Annotated in this window: 18 protein-coding genes and 1 pseudogene; 8 read left to right on the top strand and 11 right to left on the bottom strand. The window is 67.5% G+C overall.

Annotation, left to right across the window (positions count from 1 at the left end; all coding sequences use genetic code 11):
• Nucleotides 1-1,098 carry an LCP family protein gene (locus FHX80_RS24895; protein WP_145766230.1) on the top strand — a complete coding sequence of 366 codons (1,098 nt, stop codon included), beginning with the start codon at nucleotides 1-3 and terminating at the stop codon, nucleotides 1,096-1,098.
• Between the two features lie 84 nt (nucleotides 1,099-1,182).
• Here FHX80_RS24895 and FHX80_RS24890 read toward each other — a convergent pair whose 3' ends face one another.
• From FHX80_RS24890 to ngcE, 9 genes are all read right to left on the bottom strand, one after another.
• The gene (locus tag FHX80_RS24890) at nucleotides 1,183-2,688 is read right to left on the bottom strand and encodes an amino acid permease (RefSeq protein ID WP_145766229.1); all 1,506 of its coding nucleotides are present in this window, start codon (nucleotides 2,686-2,688) and stop codon (nucleotides 1,183-1,185) included.
• 149 nt (nucleotides 2,689-2,837) lie between these two features.
• A complete protein-coding gene (gene dxs, locus FHX80_RS24885; RefSeq protein WP_145766228.1) occupies nucleotides 2,838-4,766 on the bottom strand; it encodes a 1-deoxy-D-xylulose-5-phosphate synthase in 1,929 nt (642 codons plus the stop codon).
• A gap of 326 nt (nucleotides 4,767-5,092) precedes the next feature.
• On the bottom strand, nucleotides 5,093-6,382 hold the full coding sequence (locus tag FHX80_RS24880) for a sugar ABC transporter permease (RefSeq protein ID WP_145766227.1): 1,290 nt from the start codon (nucleotides 6,380-6,382) through the stop codon (nucleotides 5,093-5,095).
• On the bottom strand, nucleotides 6,379-7,167 hold the full coding sequence (locus tag FHX80_RS24875) for an ATP-binding cassette domain-containing protein (protein ID WP_145766226.1): 789 nt from the start codon (nucleotides 7,165-7,167) through the stop codon (nucleotides 6,379-6,381). Before FHX80_RS24875 ends, FHX80_RS24880 begins: the two co-directional genes overlap by 4 nt.
• Nucleotides 7,168-7,350: 183 nt before the next feature.
• Nucleotides 7,351-8,457 (bottom strand): sugar ABC transporter substrate-binding protein, encoded by a 1,107-nt coding sequence (locus FHX80_RS24870; protein ID WP_145766225.1) that lies wholly within the window; start codon nucleotides 8,455-8,457, stop codon nucleotides 7,351-7,353.
• 119 nt (nucleotides 8,458-8,576) lie between these two features.
• Nucleotides 8,577-9,776, bottom strand: coding sequence for an ROK family transcriptional regulator (locus tag FHX80_RS24865; protein WP_145767481.1), 1,200 nt, complete (start codon nucleotides 9,774-9,776; stop codon nucleotides 8,577-8,579).
• A 243-nt stretch (nucleotides 9,777-10,019) separates the two neighbouring features.
• On the bottom strand, nucleotides 10,020-10,937 hold the full coding sequence (locus FHX80_RS24860) for a carbohydrate ABC transporter permease (protein ID WP_145766224.1): 918 nt from the start codon (nucleotides 10,935-10,937) through the stop codon (nucleotides 10,020-10,022).
• 94 nt (nucleotides 10,938-11,031) lie between these two features.
• A complete protein-coding gene (locus tag FHX80_RS24855; protein ID WP_145766223.1) occupies nucleotides 11,032-11,955 on the bottom strand; it encodes a carbohydrate ABC transporter permease in 924 nt (307 codons plus the stop codon).
• 50 nt (nucleotides 11,956-12,005) lie between these two features.
• Nucleotides 12,006-13,451 carry an N-acetylglucosamine/diacetylchitobiose ABC transporter substrate-binding protein gene (gene ngcE, locus FHX80_RS24850; protein ID WP_145766222.1) on the bottom strand — a complete coding sequence of 482 codons (1,446 nt, stop codon included), beginning with the start codon at nucleotides 13,449-13,451 and terminating at the stop codon, nucleotides 12,006-12,008.
• A 502-nt stretch (nucleotides 13,452-13,953) separates the two neighbouring features.
• On the opposite strand from ngcE, the gene FHX80_RS24845 reads away from it, so the two are divergent.
• The 3 genes and pseudogenes from FHX80_RS24845 to FHX80_RS35930 all read left to right on the top strand — a co-directional run bounded on the left by FHX80_RS24845 (nucleotide 13,954) and on the right by FHX80_RS35930 (nucleotide 19,185).
• Entirely contained in the window at nucleotides 13,954-17,799 is a 3,846-nt protein-coding gene (locus FHX80_RS24845) for a GH92 family glycosyl hydrolase (RefSeq protein ID WP_167523630.1), read from the top strand.
• Nucleotides 17,800-18,514: 715 nt separating this feature from the next.
• Nucleotides 18,515-18,886, top strand: a pseudogene (locus tag FHX80_RS35935) (glycosyl hydrolase family 18 protein); the annotation flags it as partial.
• Complete coding sequence (locus tag FHX80_RS35930; protein ID WP_244318632.1) at nucleotides 18,847-19,185, top strand: glycosyl hydrolase family 18 protein; 339 nt, start codon at nucleotides 18,847-18,849, stop codon at nucleotides 19,183-19,185. The pseudogene FHX80_RS35935 and the gene FHX80_RS35930, both read left to right, overlap by 40 nt.
• A gap of 82 nt (nucleotides 19,186-19,267) precedes the next feature.
• On the opposite strand, the gene FHX80_RS24835 is transcribed toward FHX80_RS35930, so the two are convergent.
• Complete coding sequence (locus FHX80_RS24835) at nucleotides 19,268-20,365, bottom strand: lytic polysaccharide monooxygenase auxiliary activity family 9 protein (protein WP_375883811.1); 1,098 nt, start codon at nucleotides 20,363-20,365, stop codon at nucleotides 19,268-19,270.
• A 226-nt stretch (nucleotides 20,366-20,591) separates the two neighbouring features.
• Here FHX80_RS24835 and FHX80_RS24830 point away from each other — a divergent pair, with 226 nt between their 5' ends.
• A complete protein-coding gene (locus FHX80_RS24830; RefSeq protein ID WP_145766220.1) occupies nucleotides 20,592-21,437 on the top strand; it encodes a helix-turn-helix domain-containing protein in 846 nt (281 codons plus the stop codon).
• The gene (locus tag FHX80_RS24825) at nucleotides 21,421-21,630 is read left to right on the top strand and encodes a DUF397 domain-containing protein (protein WP_145766219.1); all 210 of its coding nucleotides are present in this window, start codon (nucleotides 21,421-21,423) and stop codon (nucleotides 21,628-21,630) included. Before FHX80_RS24830 ends, FHX80_RS24825 begins: the two co-directional genes overlap by 17 nt.
• 19 nt (nucleotides 21,631-21,649) lie before the next feature.
• On the opposite strand, the gene FHX80_RS24820 is transcribed toward FHX80_RS24825, so the two are convergent.
• Nucleotides 21,650-22,294: a histidine phosphatase family protein gene (locus tag FHX80_RS24820; protein WP_145766218.1), complete on the bottom strand. Its 645-nt coding sequence runs from the start codon at nucleotides 22,292-22,294 to the stop codon at nucleotides 21,650-21,652.
• Nucleotides 22,295-22,685: 391 nt separating this feature from the next.
• Here FHX80_RS24820 and FHX80_RS24815 point away from each other — a divergent pair, with 391 nt between their 5' ends.
• Nucleotides 22,686-23,537 (top strand): FG-GAP repeat domain-containing protein, encoded by an 852-nt coding sequence (locus FHX80_RS24815; RefSeq protein ID WP_145766217.1) that lies wholly within the window; start codon nucleotides 22,686-22,688, stop codon nucleotides 23,535-23,537.
• A gap of 108 nt (nucleotides 23,538-23,645) precedes the next feature.
• Nucleotides 23,646-24,563 carry an FG-GAP repeat domain-containing protein gene (locus FHX80_RS24810; RefSeq protein WP_244318424.1) on the top strand — a complete coding sequence of 306 codons (918 nt, stop codon included), beginning with the start codon at nucleotides 23,646-23,648 and terminating at the stop codon, nucleotides 24,561-24,563.
• The last annotated feature ends 35 nt before the right edge of the window (nucleotides 24,564-24,598 follow it).

Below are 24,598 nucleotides of genomic sequence, written 5' to 3'. Positions count from 1 at the left end.
ATGAGCCAAGACGCCATACCCACCGGCCACCCGAGCTCCGACGAGACACCCCGCCGCGGGCGCAAGCGCGTGCGGACGCGTGGCCGGCGAATACTGTGGGCCGTCCTGCTGTCGGTCCTGGTGCTCGTCATCGCCGCGGGCGGAACAGCCTACTGGCTCTACAGCCGGATCGACGGGAACATCACGGGCGTCGACATCAACAAGGCGCTCGGCGACGACCGCCCCGAGAAACTGCCCACCAGCGGACAGAATCTGCTGGTCCTCGGCTCCGACTCGCGCGCCGGGGCGGAGAACAAGGCACTGGGTGGCGGGGGCAGTGTCAGCGGGGCTCGCTCCGACACCGCGATGGTGGTGCACATCCCCGAGGGCCGCAGCCGGGCCGTCGCCGTGTCCATACCCCGCGACACCCTGGTGACCCGGCCCGAGTGCACCAAGGCCGACGGCTCCACCATGGACTCCGCGAACCGCGTGATGTTCAACTCCGTTTACTCCCAGGTCGGTCCGGCCTGCGTGGTCAAGACCGTGGAGAAGATGTCCGGGGTCCGCATCGACCACTACCTGGAGATCAACTTCGCCGGGTTCAAGGACCTCGTCGACGCCATCGGCGGCGTCACCGTCGATGTCCCCCAGGATATCCACGACAAGGCCTCCGGGCTCGACCTCACCGCCGGGCCCCACAAGCTCGACGGCACCGAGTCGCTCTCCTACGTCCGCACCCGCCATGGCATCGGCGACGGCAGCGACCTCGGACGCATCGGACTCCAGCAGCAGTTCCTGCTCGCCCTGCTCAGTGAGGTCAAGTCGCAGAACCTGCTGGGCAGTCCGACCAACGCCTACCGGTTCGCCGACTCCGCCACCAAGTCCCTCACCACCGACGAGGGTCTCGCCTCTCTCAGGTCGCTGACCGAATTCGCCCGTTCGATGAACGGCGTGGACCCGGGCTCGATGGAGACCATCATGCTTCCGGTGGCGTACGACAAGATCGACCCCAACCGCGTGGTGGCGGCCCAGCCGCAGGCCAGGACGCTCTGGAAGGCGCTCCGTGAGGACGCCACCATCCCCGAGACCGCCAAGAAGTCTCCTGCCACCGGCGGCTGACGGGTCATCACGGAGGTCGGTTTCGCAAGGGCCGGGCCCGGGACATCGACCCGGTGCCCGGATCCCCGGACCGTGCGGCCGGTCTCACCCGATGGTCTGGCTCACCCTGCTGTGCTTGCGGCCGTAGGTGAAGTAGATGACCACTCCGATGACCATCCAGATGCCGAACCGCAGCCATGTCTCCGCCGGCAGGTTGAGCATCAGCCAGGCCGACGCGGCCACCGAGGCGATCGGGAGCAGCGGGACCCACGGGGTGCGGAAGGCGCGGTGCAGCTCGGGGCGGGTGCGGCGCAGGACGATGACGCCCAGCGCGACGACCACGAAGGCGAAGAGCGTGCCGATGTTCACCAGCGTCGCGAGCTCGTCGATGCTGGTGAATCCGGCGACGATCGCGATGATCACGCCGAGCAGGATGGTCGGGCGGTACGGGGTGTGGAACCGCGGGTGCGTCTTCGAGAAGAACCGTGGGAGCAGGCCGTCACGGCTCATCGCGAAGAACACCCGGGTCTGGCCGAGGAGCAGGATCATGCAGACCACGGTGAGGCCGATGGCGGCGCCGAAGCTGATGATCCCGGCGTACACGGGGTGCCCGACGGCCTTGAAGGCGTCGGCGAGCGGGGCGTCCACCGAGAGATCGCTGTAGTGCTCCATTCCGGTGACCACGATCGATACGGCGACGTAGAGGGTCGTGCAGATGAGGAGCGAGGCCATGATGCCGCGCGGCATGTCGCGCTGCGGGAGCTTGGTCTCCTCGGCCGCCGTGGCCACCACGTCGAAGCCGATGAAGGCGAAGAAGACGATGGAGGCGGCGGTGAAGATGCCCATCACGCCGAAGTTGGTGGGGGCGTACCCGAAGATCAGCTGGACGAGCGGGGCCTGCAGGCCCGCTCCGGAGGACTGCGGCTGGGCCTCGGGGATGAAGGGCGAGTAGTTCGCGGTGTCGATGAAGAAGAGGCCGGCGATGATCACGACCAGCACCACGGCCACCTTGATGGCCACCACCACCGTCGTGACCCGGGCGGAGAGCTTCATGCCGAGCACCAGGATGACGGTCAGCACCAGGACCAGGGCGAAGGCGAGGACGTCGAAGCCGAATCCGGCGGTCGCGTCGGTGCCGGAGAGCCCGTCCGGCAGGGACCAGCCGATGTTGTCCAGCAGTGAGCGGACGTAGCCGGACCAGCCGACCGCCACCACCGCCGTGCCCAGCGCGAACTCCAGCACCAGGTCCCAGCCGATGATCCAGGCGACGAGTTCACCGAGCGAGGCGTACGAGAAGGTGTACGCGGAGCCGGCCACCGGGACGGTGGAGGCGAACTCCGCGTAGCAGAGCGCGGCCAGGGCGCAGACGACGCCCGCGACCACGAAGGCGATGGCGGTGGCGGGTCCCGCGGTCTCCTTGGCCACCTTGCCGGTGAGTACGAAGATCCCGGTCCCGATGATGACGCCCACCCCGAAGACCGTGAGGTCCAGGGCGGAGAGGGACTTCTTGAGGGCGTGCTCCGGCTCCTCCGTGTCCCGGATGGACTGTTCGACCGTCTTGGTCCGGAACAGCCCGTCCCGGCTGGGGGGCGGGTCCTGCTGCGTGCTCACCGGCGTACCTCCACGCACTCGTCGTGCACGCCATGATTCGGACCGGTTCGCCCCCGGCACGCCCCGCAGGGCGGGTTTCACGCGAATGGGCCGGTCGGACCACCCGTACAGGGTGGGCGACCGGCCCATTCGTGGCGTGGTGCGACGAATCAGTCCCGGACGGGTGCCACCACGGAGGGGCTCTCCGCGTCCGTCCCGTAGCGGCCGTCGAGCTTGGCGACCAAGCCGGTGACCTGCCGGGCGATGTCCGGTGCGGTCAGCCCGATCTCGGCCATGACCTCCTTGCGGGAGGCGTGGTCGAGGAAGACCGGCGGGATGCCGAAGTCGCGCAGCGGTACGTCGACGTCGGCGTCGCGCAGTGCCTGGGCGACGGCGGAGCCGACGCCGCCGGCCCGGCTGTTGTCCTCGACGGTGACGACGACGCGGTGCTGCGCGGCGAGCGGGGCCATGGCCTCGTCGACGGGCTTGACCCAGCGCGGGTCGACGACCGTGGTCGAGATGCCCTGGGCGTTGAGCAGATCCGCGATCTCCAGGCACATCGGGGCGAGCGCGCCGATGGAGACGAGCAGCACGTCGGGCCGGGAGGTGCCGGGCTCGCGCAGCACGTCCATGCCGCCGACCGTGCCGACGGCCTTGACCGACGGGCCGACCGCGCCCTTGGAGAAGCGGACGACCGTCGGGGCGTCGTCGACCGTGACGGCCTCGCGCAGCTGGGCGCGGACCTGGTCGGCGTCGCGCGGGGCGGCGATCCGGAGCCCCGGCACGCACTGCAGGATCGACATGTCCCACATGCCGTTGTGCGAGGCGCCGTCCGTACCGGTGACCCCGGCCCGGTCCAGTACGAAGGTCACGCCGCACTTGTGCAGGGCGACGTCCATCAGGACCTGGTCGAAGGCGCGGTTGAGGAAGGTGGCGTACACCGCGAAGACGGGGTGCAGCCCGCCGGTGGCGAGGCCCGCCGCGGAGACCGCGCCGTGCTGCTCGGCGATGCCGACGTCGTAGATCCGGTCCGGGAAGGCCTTCTCGAACTTGGTCAGGCCGACCGGCTGGAGCATGGCCGCGGTGATCGCGACGATGTCCTCGCGCTCCTTGCCGAGCTTGACCATCTCCTCGCCGAAGACGGAGGTCCAGTCGAGGCCGGCGGTGGCGACGGGCAGGCCGGTGTCGGGGTGGATCTTGCCGACGGCGTGGAAGCGGTCGGCCTCGTCGAGCAGCGCCGGGGTGTAGCCGCGGCCCTTCTCCGTGAGGCAGTGGACGATGACCGGACCGCCGAAGCGCTTGGCGCGCTGGAGTGCGGACTCCAGTGCCTCCAGGTCGTGTCCGTCGATCGGTCCGACGTACTTCAGGCCGAGGTCCTCGAACATGCCCTGCGGGGCGATGAAGTCCTTCAGGCCCTTCTTGGCGCCGTGCAGCGTCTCGTACAGCGGCCTCCCGACGACGGGGGTGCGCTCCAGGAGGTCCTTGCCGCGGGCCAGGAAGCGTTCGTAGCCGTCGGTGGTGCGCAGCGTGGCGAGGTGGTTGGCGAGACCGCCGATCGTCGGCGCGTAGGAGCGCTCGTTGTCGTTGACGACGATGACGAGGGGGCGGTCCTTGGCGGCGGCGATGTTGTTCAGCGCCTCCCAGGCCATGCCGCCGGTGAGCGCCCCGTCACCGATGACCGCGACGACGTGGTCGGGTCGTCCCAGCACCTCGTTGGCCTTGGCGAGGCCGTCGGCCCAGCCGAGCACCGTGGAGGCGTGCGAGTTCTCGATGATGTCGTGCTCGGACTCGGCACGTGAGGGGTAGCCGGAGAGGCCGCCCTTGCTCTTGAGCTTCGAGAAGTCCTGGCGGCCGGTGAGGAGCTTGTGCACATAGCTCTGATGGCCGGTGTCGAAGAGGACCTTGTCCTTCGGTGAGTCGAAGACCCGGTGCAGGGCGATGGTCAGCTCGACCACGCCCAGGTTGGGTCCGAGGTGTCCGCCGGTCTTGGAGACGGCGTCGACGAGGAAGGTCCGGATCTCGTCCGCCAGCTGGTCAAGTTGCTCCGGGCCGAGCCGGTCCAGGTCGCGCGGTCCCCTGATGTGGGTCAGCAACGGCACCCGTGCCTCCTTGCGTATGAGCCGGTCGAACTTCTTGCCGATCCGCAGAGTCTAAATGTTCCGCACGGGACGACGTCCGCCAGGGGGCGCGTTCATGTGTCACACCTTCGACGGAAAACACCGGCCGCCCCTTGCTTTTCCTGCGCGCCGTCGTACATCTGCCGCCAGGAAGCCGCGTCACCGCTGCCGACCGGGCACCCGAGGCCGTCCCGGGCGGAGCGGAAGTGTCCGACTCGACAACCGAAGGATTCGAACAAGACACGACGTCGAGCATGGCTGCGCCCGGCATCCGTGACGGATGCCGGGCGCAGTGCGGTCCCGTGCGGTCAGGCGCGACCGGCGGTCTTCTGGGTCTTGCGGGTGACGGAGTCGATGACCACCGTGGCGAGGAGCACACTGCCGGTGATCATGTACTGGACCGGCGTGGCGATGCCCTCCAGCGACAGGCCGTACTGGATCGACACGATCACCATGACGCCGAGCAGCGCGTTCCACGTGCGACCCCGGCCGCCGAAGAGGCTGGTGCCGCCGATGACGGCCGCGGCGATGACGTTCATCAGCAGGTCTCCGGTGCCGGAGCCCTGGTTGGCGGCAGCGATCTTGGAGGCCCAGAACAGGCCGCCGACCGCCGCGAACGTACCGGCGATCGCGAAGACCGAGACCCGGATCGCGGTGACGTTGATGCCGGCCCGGCGTGACGCCTCGACGCTGCCGCCGAGCGCGAAGATCTTCCGGCCGTAGGAGGTGCGGCGCAGGATGAAGTCCGTGGCCACCAGGACGACGAGGAAGAGCACCAGTGCGAGCGGCAGGCCGCGGTACTGGTTGAACATGAACGCGGCGGCGAAGGCGAACACCGCGAGCACGACGGTGCGCACCACGATGTCGACCAGCGGCCGCGCCGGTATGCCCGCGGCCTCCCGGCGGCGGGCGTCCAGGAACGCGGAGAGGAAGAATCCGACCACCGCGACGACGGCGAGGCCGTAGGCCGCGATGACGTCGGTGAAGTAGTACGTGGTCAGCTTGCCGACCACGCCGTCGCTGTCCAGGTTGATCGTGCCCGTGTCGCCGAGCAGCTGGAGCATGAGGCCGAGCCAGAACAGCAGGCCCGCCAGGGTGACGGCGAACGCGGGTGCGCCGATCCTCGCGAAGAAGAAGCCGTGCAGGGTGCCCATGGCCGCGCCGCTGGCGATCGCGATGAGGACGGCCAGCCACTCGTTCATGCCGTGGGTGACGCTGAGCACCGCGACGACGGCGCCCGAGACACCGCTGACCGAGCCGACCGAGAGATCGATCTCGCCCAGCAGCAGCACGAAGATGATGCCGATGGCCATCATGCCGGTGGCCACCATCGCGACGGCGATGTCGCTGATGTTCTTCGCCGAGAGGAATTCGGAGTTCAGGCTCTGGAAGACCACACAGATGACGATCAGGCCGATGATCACGGGGATCGAGCCGAGGTCACCCCCGCGCATCTTCCGCTTGAACTCGGTGAGGTAGCCGCCGAAACCCTGCTCGCGCACGAGGAGCCTGGGGTCGATCGCGGTCTCCGCGCCCTTGGCCGCCTCGGGGTTGACCACCGGGGCGCCGTCCGCGACGGGCGTCTTGTCGGTCTTCACTTCTGGACCTCCGCGTTGCGCGCCGCACGACGGGTCACGGCGTTTTCCGTGGCGCCGGTGATGGCGGAGATGATCTCTTCCTGCGAGGTGGTCTTCACATCGAAGACCCCGTTGTTCCGGCCCAGCCGGAGCACGGCGACCTTGTCGGCGACGGCCTTCACATCGGCCATGTTGTGGCTGATGAGGACGACCGCGTGACCCCGCTCGCGCAGCCGCTCGACGAGGTCGAGGACCTGTGCGGTCTGCTCGACGCCAAGTGCGGCGGTGGGCTCGTCGAGGATGACGAGCTTGGGCTCGCCCAGCATGGAACGGGCGATGGCCACGGTCTGGCGCTGCCCGCCGGAGAGCGAGGCGATCGGGATGCGCACGCTGGGTATGCGGATCGACAGCGTGCTGAGCAGTTCGAGGGAGCGGCGCTCCATCTCGACCTCGTCGAGGATGCCGAACTTGCGGATCTCCCGGCCGAGGTAGAGGTTGCCGACGACATCGATGTTGTCGCAGAGCGCGAGGTCCTGGTAAACGGTTGCGATGCCCAGACTCTGGGCGTCGTTCGGCTTGTTGATCGCGACCGGCCGGCCTTCCCACTCGATGACTCCGTCATCGATGGGGTGCACTCCGGCGATCGTCTTGACCAGCGTTGATTTACCGGCGCCGTTGTCACCCACCAGGGCGACCACCTCGCCGGAGTGGACCTCAAGCTCTACGTCGGTGAGCGCCTGGACGGCACCGAACCGCTTGGAGACCCCTCGCAACGCCAACACGGGCGTAGCGGACACGTGAACCATCTCCTTCGCCGCCTGACCGGCGGGGATGCCGCGCCTGGGGGAAGGCGCGGTGGTCGAGCAGAAGAGTTGGGAAGAAGTGTTCCGTCCGGCGCCCCGCCCGGTAGCGGGACAGTTGGTGGGCGAGGCGCCGGACAGGCTTCTGGAGGCAGAACCGCGGGGCCGCCGGTGAGCGGCGCGCCGGGACTACTTCAGACCGGCCGCGTCGCAGGCAGTCTTGTACTTGGCCGTGCAGATCTCTTCGAGCTTCCAGATACCGTCCTTGAGGATGGTGTCCTTGATGTTGTCCTTCGTCAGCGAGACGACCGGGACCAGCACGGTGGGAACGCCCTTCGCGCTCGCGTTGTCGATCTTCGACGTGGCGATCGAGTCGAGCTTGTCCCCCTTGGCCAGGGCCACCGCCATCTCCGCGGCGATCCGGCCCTCCTGCGGGTAGCTCTTGTAGACGCTCATGAACTGCTCACCGGTGACGATGCGCTGCACACCGGCCAGTTCGGCGTCCTGACCGGTGACCGGCGGGAGCTTGGAGAGACCGGCGGACTTGAGGGCCTGGATGATGCCGCCCGCCATGCCGTCGTTGGCCGAGTAGACGCCGGCGATCTTGTCCTTGCCGAGAGCCGTGATCGCCGCTTCCATGTTGGAGTTGGCGTTCTCGGCCTTCCACTCCTTGGTGTCGTAGCTCTTGCCGTACGTCACCTTGCCGTCGAGCACCGACTTGGCGCCCTTCTTGAAGAGCGCGGCGTTCGGGTCGGTGATGGAGCCGTTCATCATCACGATGGTGGGCTTGGACGCACTGCCCAGGGCCTCCAGCAGGGCCTTGCCCTGCACGCGGCCGACCTCTTCGTTGTCGAAGGAGGTGTAGGCGTCGATCGGGCCCTCGGCGAGGCGGTCGAAGGCGACGACGGGTATGCCCGCTTCCTTTGCCTTCTTGACACCGTTCTCGATGGCCTTGGCGTCGACGGCGTCGATGATCAGCGCGTCGACCTTGTTCGTGATCATCGTGTCGATCTGCTGCGACTGGAGCGTGGCGTCCTGCTTGGCATTGGCGTAGACCACCTTGCCCTTGCCGCCGGTGAGGTCGCTGACCCTCTTGTCGATGATCGGCTTGTCGAACTTCTCGTAGCGGGCCGTCTGGTTCTCGGGAAGGAGCAGACCGATCTTGAGTGCGTCGCCCTTCTTGCCCGAGTCCTTGGCCTTGTCGCCCGACTCCTTGGCACTGCCGCAAGCCGCGAGCGAGACGGCCATCGTGGTGGCGACGACGGCAACGGCGGCACGACGCATACGCGTGTTCATTTCGAACCTCCCTGACGAGGCCGCAGCGTTGCGGCCGAGGTGGCTGGAAGTCAACTCGGCTGCGAGGCCGACGTCAAGGAGTAAATCCTTAACGAGATGACAACGGTGCCATCCGTTATCTAAGTGAAGGCATGAGTGGCTGCGGGGAGCGTGCTCTCCAAAAGGGTTGAATCCCCCATCTCACTCAGGACGAGGGCGAGCGCGCCCAGCACCTCCGCCCGGCCGCCGAGAGCCCCGGGGAGCACCGACAACTGCCTTGCGGCGCTGGGGATGGAGTAGCGCGAGACCGAGTCGCGGATCGGCCCGAGGACCAGTTCGCCCGCCTCCGCGAGCGAACCGCCGAGGACCACCCGGCTGGGGTTGAGCAGATTGCAGAGGTTGGCCACTCCGCTGCCGATGTGCCGCCCGACGTCGCCGATCACCCGACGGCACCCCGGATCGCCCTCACGGGCCAGTTGGACCACCCGCTCCATGGTCAGATCGGGCCCGTGGCTGGGCTGGAGCAGGGGCAGCACGTACCGCGCGGCGGTGAACGTCTCCATGCAACCCCGGTTGCCACAACGGCAGACCGGGCCCGATTCGTCGAGGGTGATGTGGCCGATCTCGCCGGCCGTGCCGCCGGGGCCCCGGTAGATGTGCCCGTCGATCACCAGACCGGCGCCGACACCGCTCGCGACCTTGATGTAGGCGAGGTCCCTGACTCCGCGGCCGCTCCCCCAGACCAGCTCGCCCAGCGCCCCGAGGTTGGCGTCGTTGTCGACGTAGACCGGCACCCCGAGGCGTCCGGCCAGCTCCTCCCGGGGGTTGATGCCCGTCCAGCCCGGAAGGATCGACGTGGAACCCAGTGTGCCGGACTCGACGTCGATCGGACCGGGAACGCCGAGGCCCACCCCGATCACCTTGCCGGGACTGATCCCGGTCGTCTCGATCAGCCGGTTGACCAGCTGTTCCGCCCGTCCGAAGCCCTCGGCCGACGAGGCGTCCACGTCCAGCGGCTCGGACTCCTCGGCGAGCACCTGGTGGGCCAGGTTGCCGACCGCCACGCGCAGGTGCGTATGCCCGAAATCGACGCCGATGACGATGCCGGCGTCACCACTGAGCGAGACACTGCGGGCCCGGCGGCCGCCCGCCGAGGTGGGGGTCACCTCGACCGTGCCGCCCTCTTTCAGTTCACGAACGATATTGGAGACGGTCGCCGCGGACAGGCCCGTGCTCCTGGCGATCTCCGCCTGGGTGAGCGAACCCGCCATACGTACGGCGCGCACTACCCGCTCAAGGTTGGCGCGATGCAGAGATGTCTGCGACCCCGGAGTCTCCATCGACTCTCTCACTCCTGCCATATTCTCCAACATGTGAACTCTAAGCTGAGCGTTTTGGGGTACTCCCCGTCAAGACCTTGAGCAGTCGAAGCCTCGGATGAGCACCGGACCCTCGCACGACGACCTCTGGGTACTCCCCCGTACACAGACGAACCGCCCGCCGGCAGGGATGCCGGCGGGCGGTTCTGTTCGTTCAAGGGTCTGCGGAGACCGCGGGTGGATCTGGGCGACGCTGGAGAGGTGTTACTTCACCGCTCCCGCCGTCAGGCCTGCCACCACCTGACGCTGGAAGATGATGTAGGCCGCGAGGACCGGCAGCATCGCCATCACCAGACCGGCGAAGAGACCGGACCAGTCGCCCTTGTAGCCCTGGCCGTTGGCCAGTTCGACCAGGCCCTGGGAGAGCACCCGGTACTTCGGATCGGTGTTCAGCACCGTGGGCAGCAGGTACTGGTTCCACTGCCCGAGGAAGTTGAAGATACCGACACTGATCAGGCCGGGCTTCGCCATCGGCAGCATCACCTGGAAGAACGTCCGGGTGTGCGAGGCCCCGTCGAGCATCGCCGCCTCCGCCACCGAACTCGGCAACGTCCGGAAGAACGAGGTGAGGAAGAAGACGGTGAACGGCAGTGAGTACGCGATGTAGACCAGGATCAGTCCGTGCCGCGTGTTCAGCAGGCCCATGTTGTTCATGACGAAGAACAGCGGGACCAGCGCCAGGATGATCGGGAAGCTCATCCCGCCGATGAACATGTAGTACACGAAGCGGTTGCCCGGGAAGTCGAACCGGGCCAGCACGTACGCCGCCATCGAGCCGAGCAGCAGCGTGCCGATGAGCGAACCGCCCACCACCAGGATGGTGTTCAAGAAGTAGTCGCTCATGTGCGCCTGGCTCCAGGCACGCGACCAGTTCTCGAAGTGGAGCTTGTCCGGCAGCGCCCACGGCGTCGACAGGATCGAGTCATCGGTCTTGAACGAGGCCATGATCGCCCAGAGCAGCGGCATGACCACCAGGATCGCCCAGATGATCAGCACACCGTGCGAGAAGACGTTGAGGACCTTGCCCTCGCTGCTCTTCTCCTTGTCGCCCGGTGCGGGCGCCTTGGACACGGGGGCCGGTTCCTTCACCGTGACCACGGGAGGGGTATCAGTGGCCTTCACGTGTGCTCACCTCGTACTACTGTCGAGCCGGCCGTCGGGACCGGGCTGTCTTGCCTGCTGGGGATCCGGGCACCGCGCCCCGGGGAGCGCGGCATCAGAATTCCAGCCGCTCGCGCCGGCCCAGTCGCATCACGATGGCGGCGAACGCCATGGTGATGATGAGCAGTCCGACACCGATCGTCGTCGCGTACCCGGCCTGACCGTCACGGAAGGCCGTCTGGTAGACGTAAAGCGGCAGGACGGTGGTCGCGTAGTCGGGGCCACCGGGGCCCACGGTCATGACCTGTACGGCCGTGAACGCCTCGACCCCGAGCGCCAGGATGCCCATGTAGACCCAGCCCGACTGCACGGTGTCCCAGAGCAACGGCAGGGTGATCTTGAAGAACGTCGTGACGCGGCTGGCCCCGTCCAGGAGCGCTGCCTCGTAGAAGTCCTTCGGAATGGACGCCATTCCGGCGGAGAAGAGGACGACGAAGAACCCGACCGTCGACCAGATCAGCACCGACATCACACAGACGAGCGCCAGGCTGGGATCGCCCAGCCAGTCCGGCTGGATGGAACCGAGTCCGATTCCCTCCAGCGCCGAATTCAGCATTCCACTTCGCGGGTTGAAAGCGAACTGGAACAGCAGGGCGACGATGACGATCGAGAGAACCTGCGGGAAGAAGTAGGCGATCTTGTAGAAAGACGAGCCCCGCACGCCGGAGACCGCGGCGTTCTTGCGCCGCCGGCCTCCGACATTGAGCATGAAGGCGAAGAAGAGCGCGAGGCCCAACGTCACCAGCGGCAGCAGCAGCACGAGCAGCACGCTGTGCTGCAACGACTTCCAGAAGATGTCGTCCTTCAGCATCCTGGTGTAGTTGTCGAAGCCGACCATCTTGAAGTCGGGGCTCAGACCGGTCCAGTCCGTGAACGAATAGTAGATGGCCTGGATGAACGGCCAGATGACGAAGACCGCGTACAACACCAGCGGGACTACCAAGAATCCCACAATGAAGCGGTACTTGCCGTGCTGCATCGTTTACCGACCCCGATCTTTCCGCGGGTGCCGCCGCTGGTGACGGTTACTCACTGGTGCTTGTAGTGCTTGATGGACTGGTCCTTGGCAGCGGCGTCCGCGTAGCCCTGGATCTTCTTGATGGCCTCGGTCGGTGTCAGCCGGCCCGCCATCATCTCGCCGATGCCGGCGGTACCGATCTGCTCCTTCTGGAGCTTGCCGTACCAGTCCTGCAGGCGCGGGTTCACCACGTTGTCGCCGGCCTTCGTGAGGGCGTCGACACCGGCCTGCAGAGCGGTGGAGAGGGTCAGGCCGTCGGTGCCACCGTTGAAGGCGCTGAGGGACTTGACCTGCTTGGTGAAGTTCTTCGAGGACTCCTCGGAGAGCATGATGCGCAGCTGCTCCATGCCACCCTCGGGGTTCTTCGCCTTCGCCGGGACGACGAAGGGCTCGCCGCCGGCCGCCCAGATGGTGCCGAAGGGCAGCTTGTCGGACGAGTCCAGGCTGGACGGGGCCGAGACCATCATCTTGAAGTCCTTGGGCGTGGTCGGCGCCGCCTCGTTCTCCACCCACGAGCCGTTCGGGATGAAGAGCGCCTTGCCCTTGGTCCACTCGGTCTGCGACTGGATGTGGGTCAGACCCGGGGTGCCCTTGAGGATGTACCCCTTCTGGTACAGCTCGTAGTAGGCCTCGAAGGCCGACTTGACCGCGGGGTCCTTCCAGGCGTTCGGCTCCAGGTTGTCGATCTTGTCGAGAACCTCGCGCCCACCGATCTTGCCGATGAACGGGTAGAGCGAGAACGGCAGGTAGTAGGGGTACTTACCGGCGTAGGTCCAGCCGGCGATGCCCTTCTTCTTCGCCTTCGCGCACAGGGCGAGCATGTCGTCCCAGTTCTCGGGGTACTGGGCGTCCAGGTTGTCGAGCGCGGTCTGCGAGTACCACACGCCGTACACGGTGTACGCGTAGTTCATGATCCAGACCGGGTCGCCGTCGAACTGACCCATCTCCAGAACACCCGGGCGCAGCGTGTCGCGGACCTTCTTGCTCGGGTCGTCGATGGACGGGGCGTCCATCAGCGGCGTCAGGTCGAGCAACTGCTTCTTGCCGACGAGGACACCCATGTCCATCTGCTCGGCGCCCGAGTTGTCGATCAGGTCCGGCGGCGTGCCGCCGTTGAACCGCGGCTGCAGCTGCGACTGGATCTTCTGCGTCGCAGTGTGCTTGACCTTGGCCTTCGGGTACGCCGCGGTGTACTGCTTCTCCGCGTCGATCGCGTACTGCTCGCCGAAGCCGCCGTTGAAGATGACCACGTCGAGAGGGGCCGTCGCATTGACGCCCAGCGGGTTCTTCGCGCTGGTCTTGCCCTTCTTGACCGTTTCATCGCTGCTGGTGTCGCTGCTCGCACACGCCGACAGGAAGCTCATTGTCGGAACGGTGATCAAACCGAGGGCCGCAGACCTCTTGATCAGATCGCGACGGCCAAGGCCCTCATTCTTGTGGGCGGAGGTGGATCCCATGCTCAAGTCCTCGCCTTCTCCAGGACTCAGGCGGTGTTGTACCGGTCGCCCATCGATATTCGCCTCAGGCGAAGGGCCCCGCCACCGCGGTCAGTTGCTCTTGGGTGGTGCAGATTTCAGGCTAACCATTGCCGTGGGGGGCGTCGGGGGACCGGTCAGCCGACGCACCTGTGGCGCGTCGAGTTACCCTGCCCCCGTTGTCTCCCCTGTCGCACAGTTGAAAAAAAGTTGTGCAGACGCCGACAGGTATAGTCCACTTGCGGCCAACTGAGCAAGATCGAATGCAGGTTTGAGCGGCAGTCTTTCCCGAGTTGAGACCTCGCGGATACCTCGGCACCGCACGCCCTCCTCCGGATGTAACGATTTCCGCAATACGGTCGATTCGACTACGGGTTCCGGCCCAACACCCTTGACACCACTGGCCCCTTCCCTCCCTACTGGTTCCTGCGCACGCTTCTGACAACGTTGTCCAAGCGCACTTCCTCGGGAGGAATGGCTCGGCATGCAGCCCCGACACGGTTCTCGCAAGAGACAAAACGGTACGGCCGCGCTGATCGCGGCCTCACTGGTCCTGGTCGTGACGGCCCCCACCGCGGCCGCCGCTCAGTCGGCCGGGTCTGGAGAAAAGGGTCAAAAGCCTTTGGGTGACCGGATATTCAGTTCATCCTTCGAGGCAGACGAGAAGCAGCCGGACTGGCGCAATACCGTCGAAGAAACCCCTGATGGAAAGAAGCGGACATCGGGTATCGATGGGGGCTTCTCCGCCGGAATACCGGGCAATATCACCGACAAGGTCACAGATGTCCGCGCGAGTGAGGAGAACACCGGCGGCGGTGAGGTGAAGGAAAACCTCATCGACGGTGAATCCGGTACGAAGTGGTTGTCCTTCAAGCCCACCGCCTGGGTGGAGTTCGACCTCACCGAGCCGGTCAAGGTCGTTACGTACGCCCTGACTTCGGCCAACGACCACGACGAACGGGACCCGAAGGACTGGACCCTGCAGGGCTCCGAGGACGGCAAGAGCTGGACGGACCTGGACTCCCGGACCGGCCAGACCTTCTCCGAGCGCTTCCAGACCAAGTCGTACGACTTCGCGGCGGACAAGGCCTACCAGCACTTCCGCCTGAACATCACGAAGAACAACGGCGCCGATGACGCGACCCAGCTCGCCGACGTCCAGTTCTCCGACGGGGACACCTCGGTCCCGGCCCCCGACGACATGCGCAGCCAGGTCGACCGCGGCCCGTCCGGCTCCCCCACCGCCAAGTCCGGCGCGGGCTTCACCGGGAAGAGGGCGCTGCGGTACGCCGGCACGCACAAGGCGGACGGCCGGGCCTACTCGTACAACAAGGTCTTCGACGTCAACACGGCCGTCACCCGGGACACCGAACTCTCCTACCTGGTCTACCCCCAGATGGGTGAGACGGATCTTTCCTACCCGGCCACGCACGTCGCGGTGGACCTGGCGTTCACGGACGGCACGTACCTGAGCGAGCTGCGCGCCACCGACTCCAACGGCGGTCTGCTGACCCCGCAGGGCCAGGCCGACGCCAAGCGGCTGTACGTCAACCAGTGGAACAAGGTCGACTCGGGGATCGGCACCGTCGCGGCGGGCAAGACGATCGACCGGATCCTCGTCGCGTACGACTCCCCCAAGGGCCCGTCGAAGTTCCAGGGCTGGATCGACGACATCAAGATCGCCCCGAAGGCGCCCCCGAAGCGCAAGGCGCACCTCTCGGACTACGCCTCGACCGTCCGCGGCACCAACTCCAGCGGCGGTTTCTCCCGCGGCAACAACTTCCCCGCCACCGCGGTCCCCAACGGTTTCAACTTCTGGACCCCGGTGACCAACGCCGGCTCCACCAGTTGGCTGTACGACTACGCTCGCGGCAACAACGACGACAACCTGCCCACCCTGCAGGCCTTCAGCGCGAGCCATGAGCCAAGCCCCTGGATGGGCGACCGGCAGACCTTCCAGCTGATGCCGTCGGCCGCTTCCGGTACCCCGGACGCGTCGCGCACGGCACGCGCGCTGCCGTTCAAGCACGAGAACGAGACGGCGAGGCCCCACTACTACGGGGTGACGTTCGAGAACGGCCTCAAGGCCGAGATGACGCCGACCGATCACGCGGCGCGGATGCGGTTCACGTATCCGGGCAAGGACGCGAGCGTCGTCTTCGACAACGTCTCCAACGACGGCGGGCTCACCCTCGACCCGGGGACCAGCTCCTTCACCGGGTTCTCCGACGTGAAGAGCGGCGGCTCGACGGGGGCCACCAGGCTCTTCGTGTACGGCGTCTTCGACGCCCCCGTCACCGGCAGCGGGAAGCTCTCCGGCGGCGGTGGCGACGACGTCACGGGGTACCTCCGCTTCGACGCGGGCAAGGACCGTACCGTCAACCTGCGGCTGGCCACCTCGCTGATCAGCGTCGACCAGGCCAAGCAGAACCTGGCCGCCGAGATCCCCGCCTCGCGCTCCTTCGGCCGGGTCGAGGACAAGGCCCAGGGCGCCTGGGACGACCTGCTGGGCAAGGTGGAGGTCGAGGGCGCGTCCGCCGACCAGCTGACCACGCTGTACTCCAGCATGTACCGGCTCTACCTCTACCCGAACTCGGGCTTCGAGAAGGTCGGTGGCAAGGACAAGTACGCCTCCCCGTTCTCACCGCAGGTCGGCTCGGACACCCCGACCCACACCGGCGCCAAGATCGTCGACGGCAAGGTGTACGTCAACAACGGCTTCTGGGACACCTACCGGACGACGTGGCCGGCGTACTCCTTCCTCACGCCGAAGAAGGCCGGCGAGATGGTGGACGGCTTCGTCCAGCAGTACAAGGACGGCGGCTGGATCTCCCGCTGGTCCTCCCCCGGCTACTCGGACCTGATGACCGGCACCTCGTCGGACGTCGCGTTCGCGGACGCCTACGTCAAGGGCGTGAAGTTCGACGCGGAGGCGGCGTACGACGCGGCCCTGAAGAACGCCACGGTCGTCCCGCCGACCTCGGGCGTGGGCCGCAAGGGCATGGCGACCTCGCCCTTCGCCGGGTACGCCAACACCTCGACGCACGAGGGCCTCTCCTGGTCGCTGGAGGGCTACCTCAACGACTACGGCATCGCGCAGATGGGCCAGGCGCTCTACAAGAAGACGAAGAAGCAGCACTACAAGGACGAGTCCGAGTACTTCATGAACCGGGCCCGTAACTACGTCGAGCTGTTCGACAGCAAGGCGGGCTTCTTCCAGGGCAAGGACGCCAAGGGCGACTGGCGGCTGCCGTCCGACCGGTACGACCCGCGGGTCTGGGGCTACGACTACACGGAGACCAACGGCTGGGGCTACGCGTTCACCGCCCCGCAGGACAGCCAGGGCCTGGCCAACCTGTACGGCGGCCGGGACGGTCTGGCCAAGAAGCTGGACACGTACTTCTCCACCCCCGAGACGGCGGGCCCGGAGTTCGTCGGCTCGTACGGCGGCGTCATCCACGAGATGACGGAGGCCCGGGACGTGCGGATGGGCCAGTACGGCCACAGCAACCAGGTCGCGCACCACGTCACGTACATGTACGACGCGGCGTCGCAGCCGTACAAGGCGCAGGAGAAGGTGCGCGAGGTCCTGAGCCGGCTGTACACGGGCAGCGAGATCGGCCAGGGCTACCACGGCGACGAGGACAACGGCGAGCAGTCGGCCTGGTACCTCTTCTCCTCGCTCGGCTTCTACCCGCTGGTCATGGGCAGCGGCGAGTACGCGATCGGCTCCCCGCTGTTCACCAGGACCACGGTGCACCTGGAGAACGGCCGCACGCTGGTCGTCAAGGCGCCGAAGAACAGCACGAAGAACATCTACGTCCAGGGCCTGAAGGTCAACGGCAAGAAGTGGACGTCCACTTCGCTGCCGCACGACCTGCTGGCCAAGGGCGGAGTGCTGGACTTCGACATGGGCCCCAAGCCGTCCGCCTGGGGCACCGGCAAGGACGCCGCCCCGGTCTCCCTCACCAAGGACGACAAGGTGCCGTCGCCGAAGAAGGACGTCCTGAAGGGCGCGGGCGCCCTGTTCGACAACACCTCGGCGACCTCGGCGACCGTGTCCACGGTGGAGCTGCCGGTCCCCTCGGCGACGAACGCGGTCCAGTACACGCTGACGTCGGGCGCGGCGGCCAAGGCCCCGAGCGGCTGGGTGGTGCAGGGCTCGTCGGACGGCGCGAAGTGGAAGGACCTCGACAAGCGGTCCGGGCAGTCGTTCGCCTGGGACAAGCAGACGAGGGCCTTCACGGTAAGCGCTCCCGGTTCCTACGCGCACTACCGGCTGGTGCTCGACAGCGAGGCGACGCTCGCGGAGGTGGAGCTGATCTCCTGACCGGTTGAGCCGTACGTCCGGTCCCGTCGGGGGCGGGCCACCCGCACGCGCGGGCGGTCCGCCCCCGACGGCGTGGTGCGGGGCCCCGACGACGTCCTGGACGGTGCCGTCGCGCACCACGCGGAGGAGGCTGTGGGGCGGACGAGGACAGCGCAGAGGTATCCGGGCGGGGCCATGTGGTCCCGCCCGGCCGCGTTCCGGCTCACCGGCACGGCGGTCCGGGTCCGCGACGGGCCGCCGGGGCACTGACATCGCACGACGCCGGACCGGCCCGAACCGCGTGCGTATGCGGTGTGGTCGCAGGGCGAGCTCGTGGCCACCTCCATGGGGACCACTGTCGCCGTGAGTTCGCTGCTGCCGCGCCACACCTACACCTTCACCGTGCAGGGGTACGGCGGCGGCCACGCATCGACCCGGTCCCAGCCGGTCACCGTGACCACCGGGGCGGCACCCGCGACGAAGTCGTACTCCTCCGCCTACTTCGACCAGTGGGGGATCTACGAGAACGGGTACTACCCGAAGCAGATCGGCACCAGCGGCGCCGCGGCCGGACTCGACGTGGTCACCTACGCGTCCGAGAACGTCCACCCCACGACGCACAAGTGCTTCGAGGCGATCCAGGCGTCCGACGCGGGCAACGAGGACAACCCCAACGCCGGCGACGGCGCCGGCGCCGGCGACGCCTACGCCGACTATCAGGCCGACGTCTCGGCCGGTGACAGCGTGGACGGCAAGGCCGACGTCTACGACCGCGGCCCTCCCCAGCGGCCAGGACAAGATCAAGTACCTGGAGACGGACAAGATCGGCAACTATCTGGACTACGCCGATGTCATGACCTACGACATGCACGGCGCCTGGGACGCCACCGGGCCCACCAACCACCAGGACCCGCTGCACGACAGCCCCGGCGACCCGACCACGCCGATCGAACCGGGCAACTCCAAGTACAACCTCGACACGGCCGTCACCACCTACACCGACGGGCTCCCGGCGTACGGCAGCACCGGCGGCTTCCCCGCCTCCAAGCTGGTGCTCGGCGTCCCCTTCTGCTGGCGCGGCTGGACCGGTGTGCCGGCCGGTTCGAACTACGGGCTCTACCAGAGCGCCACCGGCCCCACCGCCGCGAAGCAGCTGAGCCAGGAATCCGGTCTCGCGGCCCGGAGGAACTCAACCCCACCGCGGCCCAGACCCACTGGGACCCGGTCACCGAGAGCTCCTGGATCCACGACGGGACCAACTTCTGGACCGGTGACACGCCCCAGGCCATCAAGGCGCGCGCCGCTTACGCCAAGAGCAAGGGACTGGCCGGGATGTTCGCCTTCTCGCTGGAGAACGACGACGCCTCGGGCACGCTGCTCAACGCGATGACCGACAGCCTCGGCTGAGATCCGCCCGCCCCGAGACCGGGGGCCGCCCGGTGATCCCGGGCGGCCCACGGCCGCTGTGCTGCTCGGCGTGCGCGCGGGCTCAGCCCACCCTGCAGCCGAGTCCGAGGCCGGGGGGCGGAGCGCCGCCCTCGGTGACGTACCCGAAGGAGGTCGATTGACCGGGGGCCAGTGAACCGTTCCAGTCCGCGTTGTGGACCATCACCGCCTGCCCCTGTGCCGTCATCGCCCCGTTCCAGAGACTGGCGACGCGCTGGCCGGCGGGCTGTGTCCAGTCCACCATCCAGCCGAGCATGGGTACGGTGCCGGAGTTGGTGACGGTCACCTCCGACTGGTAACCGCCGCTCCAGCTGCCGGTGGTGCTCCGGGTGGCGGTGCAGGCACCGGGCGGAGGATCGGTCGGGGTGGTGGTGGATCCGTCCTTGACCCCGGTCACCTCACCGTTCCCGCCGTCGAAGACCACGTCGGAGCAGGAGTAGAAGGTCTCCTGGCTGTCGGAGCGCTGCCACACCATGTAGATGATGTTGCGGCCGCTCTTGCCGGCCGGAAGCGCCCCGGACCAGGCGTAGTTGGCCTCCACCGTCCCCGGACTCCCGTTCAGCGGAGGGTGGTCGACGGTGAGGAAGGGCTTGTCCTCCATGTCGTTCCAGGTCAGCGGTCGCTTCGGATCGTAGCCGTTCTTGGTGATGTACACGTAGAACGAACCGGGGTGCGCGGCCCAGGCGTTGTACGTGAAGTCGACGGTCGCGCCCGAGGTCAGATGCGTCAGCGGCCAGTCGGCGCTGGGCGTGTTGAAGCCGGTGAAGTTGGGGTTCCCGCCACTGCACAGCTCGCCGTCCGGCACGAAGCCGCGCGTGCGGCCCGCACCGTCGGAGCGGAGCACGGAGAACCAGTTGTAGAACGGCGTGGTCCCGCTCTTCTGCGCGGCGGCCCGGCAGGCGGGGTTGACCGGCTTGATCTCCCCTGTGGTGGTGAGCGCGTCCTGCCAGCACAGGAAGGTGCGGCTGGCCGGCTTCATCGGCGTGCCGTGGGCCTCGGCCCGGCTGCCGGAGGTGACGACCAGCCCGAGGGCGGGAACGGCCGTGAGGAGGGCGAGCAGGGTGAGGAGCAGGGCTCTGCTGCGGGTACCGGCCAGGAGCCGGCCCCCGATCAGTAATCGGCGGCTCGATCGGTGGATCACGAGGTACGTCCCTTCGCTGCTGTCGTCCGGGGGGATTGGCGGAACAACGTTCGGGTCGTGCGGTGCGGTGCTGGGCCGCTCTCGCATGCTTGGGAGCGCTCCCACTGTTCGGGGAGGCTAGCGCTCCGATGCTTGGCTGTAAACGCCTCGGACCCCGTTTTCCGGTGGCCACGCTTGCGGGTGACGGTGTGCCGTTCTGGGGTACGAGGCGGACCACTGCCGCTACATGCCGCTTCCCAAGGACCTGGACCCGTACACCGATCCTCGCGCCTTCTACGGCGCCGAGTTGCGACGCCTGCGCGAGGCCGCCGGACTGTCTCAGGGCGAGTTGGGCACCCGGGTCTTCTGCTCCGGTACCTACATCGGACAGTTCGAAATGGCGGAGAGACGGCCACAGTTGGAGGTGTCGCGCGCGCTGGACGAGGTACTGGGGAGCGGCGAGCATCTTCAGCGACTGTGCCGGCTGGCACGGACATCGAAGGTGGCGGGGTACTTCGCGGACGCGGCCGAGCTGGAGAAGCAGGCCACAAGCATCAGTGAGTACGCACCGGTGTTGATGCCTGGCCTGCTGCAAACACGAGGCTACGCCGCAGCGTTGACCCGGGTGTCCAGTCGATTCATCTCCGCCGAAGCCGTGGAAGAACAGGTCAGCACACGAATGGAGCGAGCCGAGTTGCTGCGATGCGACACACCACCGGCGTTCTGGGCGATCCTGCACGAGTCCGCCCTGCGCGTCCCGGTCGGCGGTCCGGAAGTCATGGGCGATCAGCTCAATCACCTCACGGAGACTGTACGTACGCGACCGCACATCATCCTTCAGGTCCTGCCGTTCTCCGCCGGCGTGCACCCGTTCCTGAACACCATGGCCTCGTTGATGGACTTCGCCGACGGACCTCCTGTGGCCTACACGGAGAGCGCCTACACCGGACAGCTCATCGACGAACCGAGGCTGGTGGGCAGTTACCGATCGGCATACGATCTGGCCAGGGCCGTCGCTCTGTCGCCGGAGGCGTCCCTGGCCCTGGTCGAATCGGCGGCGAAGGACTATTCCAGCCATGAATACCCGACCTGACCTGATATCGGCCGCCTGGCGAAAGTCGTCGTACAGCAATGGGGACGGTGGCAGTTGCGTCGAGATAGCCGACAACCTCCCCGGCATCGTCCCCGTACGCGACAGCAAGGCCGCCCCCGAAGGACCGGCCCTCGCCTTCTCGGCGGCGCGCTGGGCGCCGTTCGTCGCGGCTGTCAGAGACGGCTCGCTCTGACGCGCAACTCCGTTCCTCCTCAGGCCCGTTCCGTGGTCTCCGGGACGGCCGTGGCCAACAGGCTCTCCGGCAGGGTCACGTTCCACGCCGTGATGACCGGCTGGCCGTGCTCCCTGCCGAGCCGGGACACCGCCCCCGTGGCGAGCTGGAAGAGCGTGCCCTCGGCGGGGGTCAGGCCGAGGTAGCGGGCGGTCAGTACACGCAGGAAGTGGGAGTGGGCGACGAGCACGATGTCCTCGTTCCCGGCCCGTTCGGCCGCTTCCCGGACCTCGGCCAGTACCCGGTCGGCCCGCTCTCCGACCTCCGCGGGGGTCTCGCCTGGGTGCGCCTCGGGGCCGGCGGTGACGCCGTCGGTCCAGAGGTTCCAGCCGGGGCGGGTGAGGTGGATGTCGTGGGTGGTGATGCCCTCGTAGCCGCCGTAGTCCCATTCGCGCAGTTCGGGGGTGATCCTGGGCGCGGCGAGCCCGGCGAGTTCGGCCGTGCGTCGGGCCCGTACCGAAGGGCTGACCAGGGTGAGGGCGATGTCGCGGTCGGCGAGCAGGGGCGCGAGGGCACGGGCCTGACGTTCGCCGAGGGGCGTCAGGGGCAGGTCGGTGTGGCTCGTGTGCTGTCCGTTGCGGGACCACTCGGTCTCGCCGTGCCGGATCAGGATCAACTCGCCCATGGAATCCTTCGCTCTCTGTGCCGTTCCCGCTCACGGAAGCCGCCGGGCGGAACCGGGCCGCTTCACGCGCTGTCAAGGGTGCTAATCCGCTGCTCCACGATCGCATTCCGGCCGTGACGAGGGCGGCGGCGCGCCCGGAGACACCCGGATACGGCTGCGCCCGGGGCCGGTCGGTCCCGGCCGGTCGGCCAGGCGGTTCGTCCGCGCACCCCGCCCGACCTGAGCGGATCCCGTAACACCCCCATATCCGGGCGAAGATGTCGCGGTGGCCTCCCTTCGCCAAACCCTTGGACACGTGAGGGACTCGTGAAAGGATCACCCTCAATTCCGTGGTGTGTCCCCGTATCCCGCGGCGCGTCACGCCTCGTCCCACCACCCATGGAGAACACACGTGGCCAAGACTTCTGGCCGTCGGCCCGGACGGGCTGCCACCCGTCTCGCCGCCGCCGCGATATCCGCGGCCCTCGTCGGTACCGGTAGCGCGGCGTTCGCCGCGGAACCGGGTGACGCGCCCATGTTCGGCATCGCCGGTCTGGACAGCGCGGGCACCTCTTACTACTACACCCCGTCCGGCAACGGCGGCCTCGAGCAGCGTGTCCAGCTCGACACCGGCTGGAAGAACGTCAAGTTCCTCGGCCGGGTCGACAACAACGCCGACAGCGTCGCGGACGGCCGCTGGCAGCTCAGCACCAACGGCGACATCCACTACTACGCCAACGACAACTCCGCGGCGAAGAAGATCGGCTACGGCTGGAACATCTACAACAAGCTGGTCTCCCCCGGCACCCTCGGCGGCGCCGCCGCAGGGGACATCCTCGCCCGCGACACCAAGGGCGACCTCTACCTCTACCTGGGGTACGGCGACGGCACGGTCACCAAGCGCATCAAGGTCGGCTACGGCTGGGACATCTACAGCGAGATCGCCGGCAACGGCGACCTGAACGGCGACGGCAAGAACGACCTCGTCGCCCGCGACAAGTCCGGCGTCCTGTGGCTGTACAAGGGCACCGGCAACCAGAAGGCGCCGTACGCCAAGCGCACCAAGATCGGCAGCGGCTGGAACCAGTACAACACCATTTTCGCCCCCGGTGACATCAACCTGGACGGCATCACTGACCTGGTCGCCCGGAACGCCAAGGGTGAGCTCTACCTGTACGCGGGCACCGGCAAAGCCGCCGCCCCGTACAAGCCCAAGGCGATCATCGGAACGTCGGGCTGGAACACCTACCGCCTGTTCTTCTGATCAAAAAGGCAGGTTTCGCACCCGAAGTCGTGACACGATTCGGCTGAATCGGTGGCCCGCCGTCAACTCGCGGCGGGCCACGCCCGATCACGATCCATGGAGTACTTCGTGGCCAAAACCTCTGGGCGCAACCACAAACGCACAGCCGTTCGCGCGGCAGCCGCGGCGCTCACCGCCGCCCTCGTCGCCACCGGCACCTCCGCCGTGGCCGCAGACACCCCGCAGCCGTCGCTCAGCGCGGCAAAGCAGCCGTCCGCGGCGGCGGCGACGGCGACCGCTGTCGCCGCGTCCAACTTCGCCCTGTTCGGAGTCAACTCCTCGGGGACCGCGTACGCGTACAGGTCGAACCACAAGGGCGGGCTCACCGCCCGCAGCCTCAACGGTTCGGGCTGGACGGGCGTCAACGCCATGCTCCAGGTCGCCAACACGCAGAAGCCCGACGGCGACAGCGACGGCATCTGGTTCCGCGAGTCCAACGGGAACCTCGGCTTCCTGAAGTTCGACAGCGAGACGCCGGTCAAGGCCGGTTACGGCTGGAACATCTACAACAAGCTGGTCTCCCCGGGCAACATCGGCGGCGCCGCCGCAGGGGACATCCTCGCCCGCGACGCCAAGGGCGACCTCTACGTCTACCTCGGCTACGGCACAGGCAAGGTGACGGGCCGTATCAAGGTGGGCTACGGCTGGGACATCTACAGCGAGATCGCCGGCAACGGCGACCTGGACGGCGACGGCAAGAACGACATCGTCGCCCGCGACAAGTCCGGCGTCCTGTGGCTGTACAAGGGCACCGGCAACCAGAAGGCGCCGTTCGCCAAGCGCACCAAGATCGGCAGCGGCTGGAACCAGTTCAACCGACTGGTCTCCACGGGTGACATCACCGAGGACGGCCGTACCGACCTCCTCGCCCGCGACAGCGCCGGCGCTCTGTGGCTGTACAGGGGCACCGGCGTCGCCGCCGCCCCGTTCGCGGCCAAGGTGAAGATCGGCACGAGCGGCTGGAACAGCTACAAGTTCCTCTTCTGAGCCGAGCGCTGATCCCTTCCGGAGCATGAGAGAGG

The organism is Streptomyces brevispora (assembly GCF_007829885.1).
Lineage (GTDB): Bacteria > Actinomycetota > Actinomycetes > Streptomycetales > Streptomycetaceae > Streptomyces > Streptomyces brevispora.
Note: the sequence above shows the minus strand (reverse complement) of the source record. Positions and strands in the feature narration are given on the sequence as shown.

Bases quoted from the DNA above. Each gene is read 5' to 3' on its own strand.
- FHX80_RS24895 (WP_145766230.1), top strand. From the start codon at position 1: ATGAGCCAAGACGCCATACCCACCGGCCACCCGAGCTCCGACGAGACA.
- FHX80_RS24875 (WP_145766226.1), bottom strand. From the start codon at position 7,167: ATGGTTCACGTGTCCGCTACGCCCGTGTTGGCGTTGCGAGGGGTCTCC.
- FHX80_RS24870 (WP_145766225.1), bottom strand. From the start codon at position 8,457: ATGAACACGCGTATGCGTCGTGCCGCCGTTGCCGTCGTCGCCACCACG.
- FHX80_RS24865 (WP_145767481.1), bottom strand. From the start codon at position 9,776: ATGGAGACTCCGGGGTCGCAGACATCTCTGCATCGCGCCAACCTTGAG.
- FHX80_RS24855 (WP_145766223.1), bottom strand. From the start codon at position 11,955: ATGCAGCACGGCAAGTACCGCTTCATTGTGGGATTCTTGGTAGTCCCG.
- ngcE (WP_145766222.1), bottom strand. From the start codon at position 13,451: ATGGGATCCACCTCCGCCCACAAGAATGAGGGCCTTGGCCGTCGCGAT.
- FHX80_RS24845 (WP_167523630.1), top strand. From the start codon at position 13,954: ATGCAGCCCCGACACGGTTCTCGCAAGAGACAAAACGGTACGGCCGCG.
- FHX80_RS24830 (WP_145766220.1), top strand. From the start codon at position 20,592: ATGCCGCTTCCCAAGGACCTGGACCCGTACACCGATCCTCGCGCCTTC.
- FHX80_RS24825 (WP_145766219.1), top strand. From the start codon at position 21,421: ATGAATACCCGACCTGACCTGATATCGGCCGCCTGGCGAAAGTCGTCG.
- FHX80_RS24820 (WP_145766218.1), bottom strand. From the start codon at position 22,294: ATGGGCGAGTTGATCCTGATCCGGCACGGCGAGACCGAGTGGTCCCGC.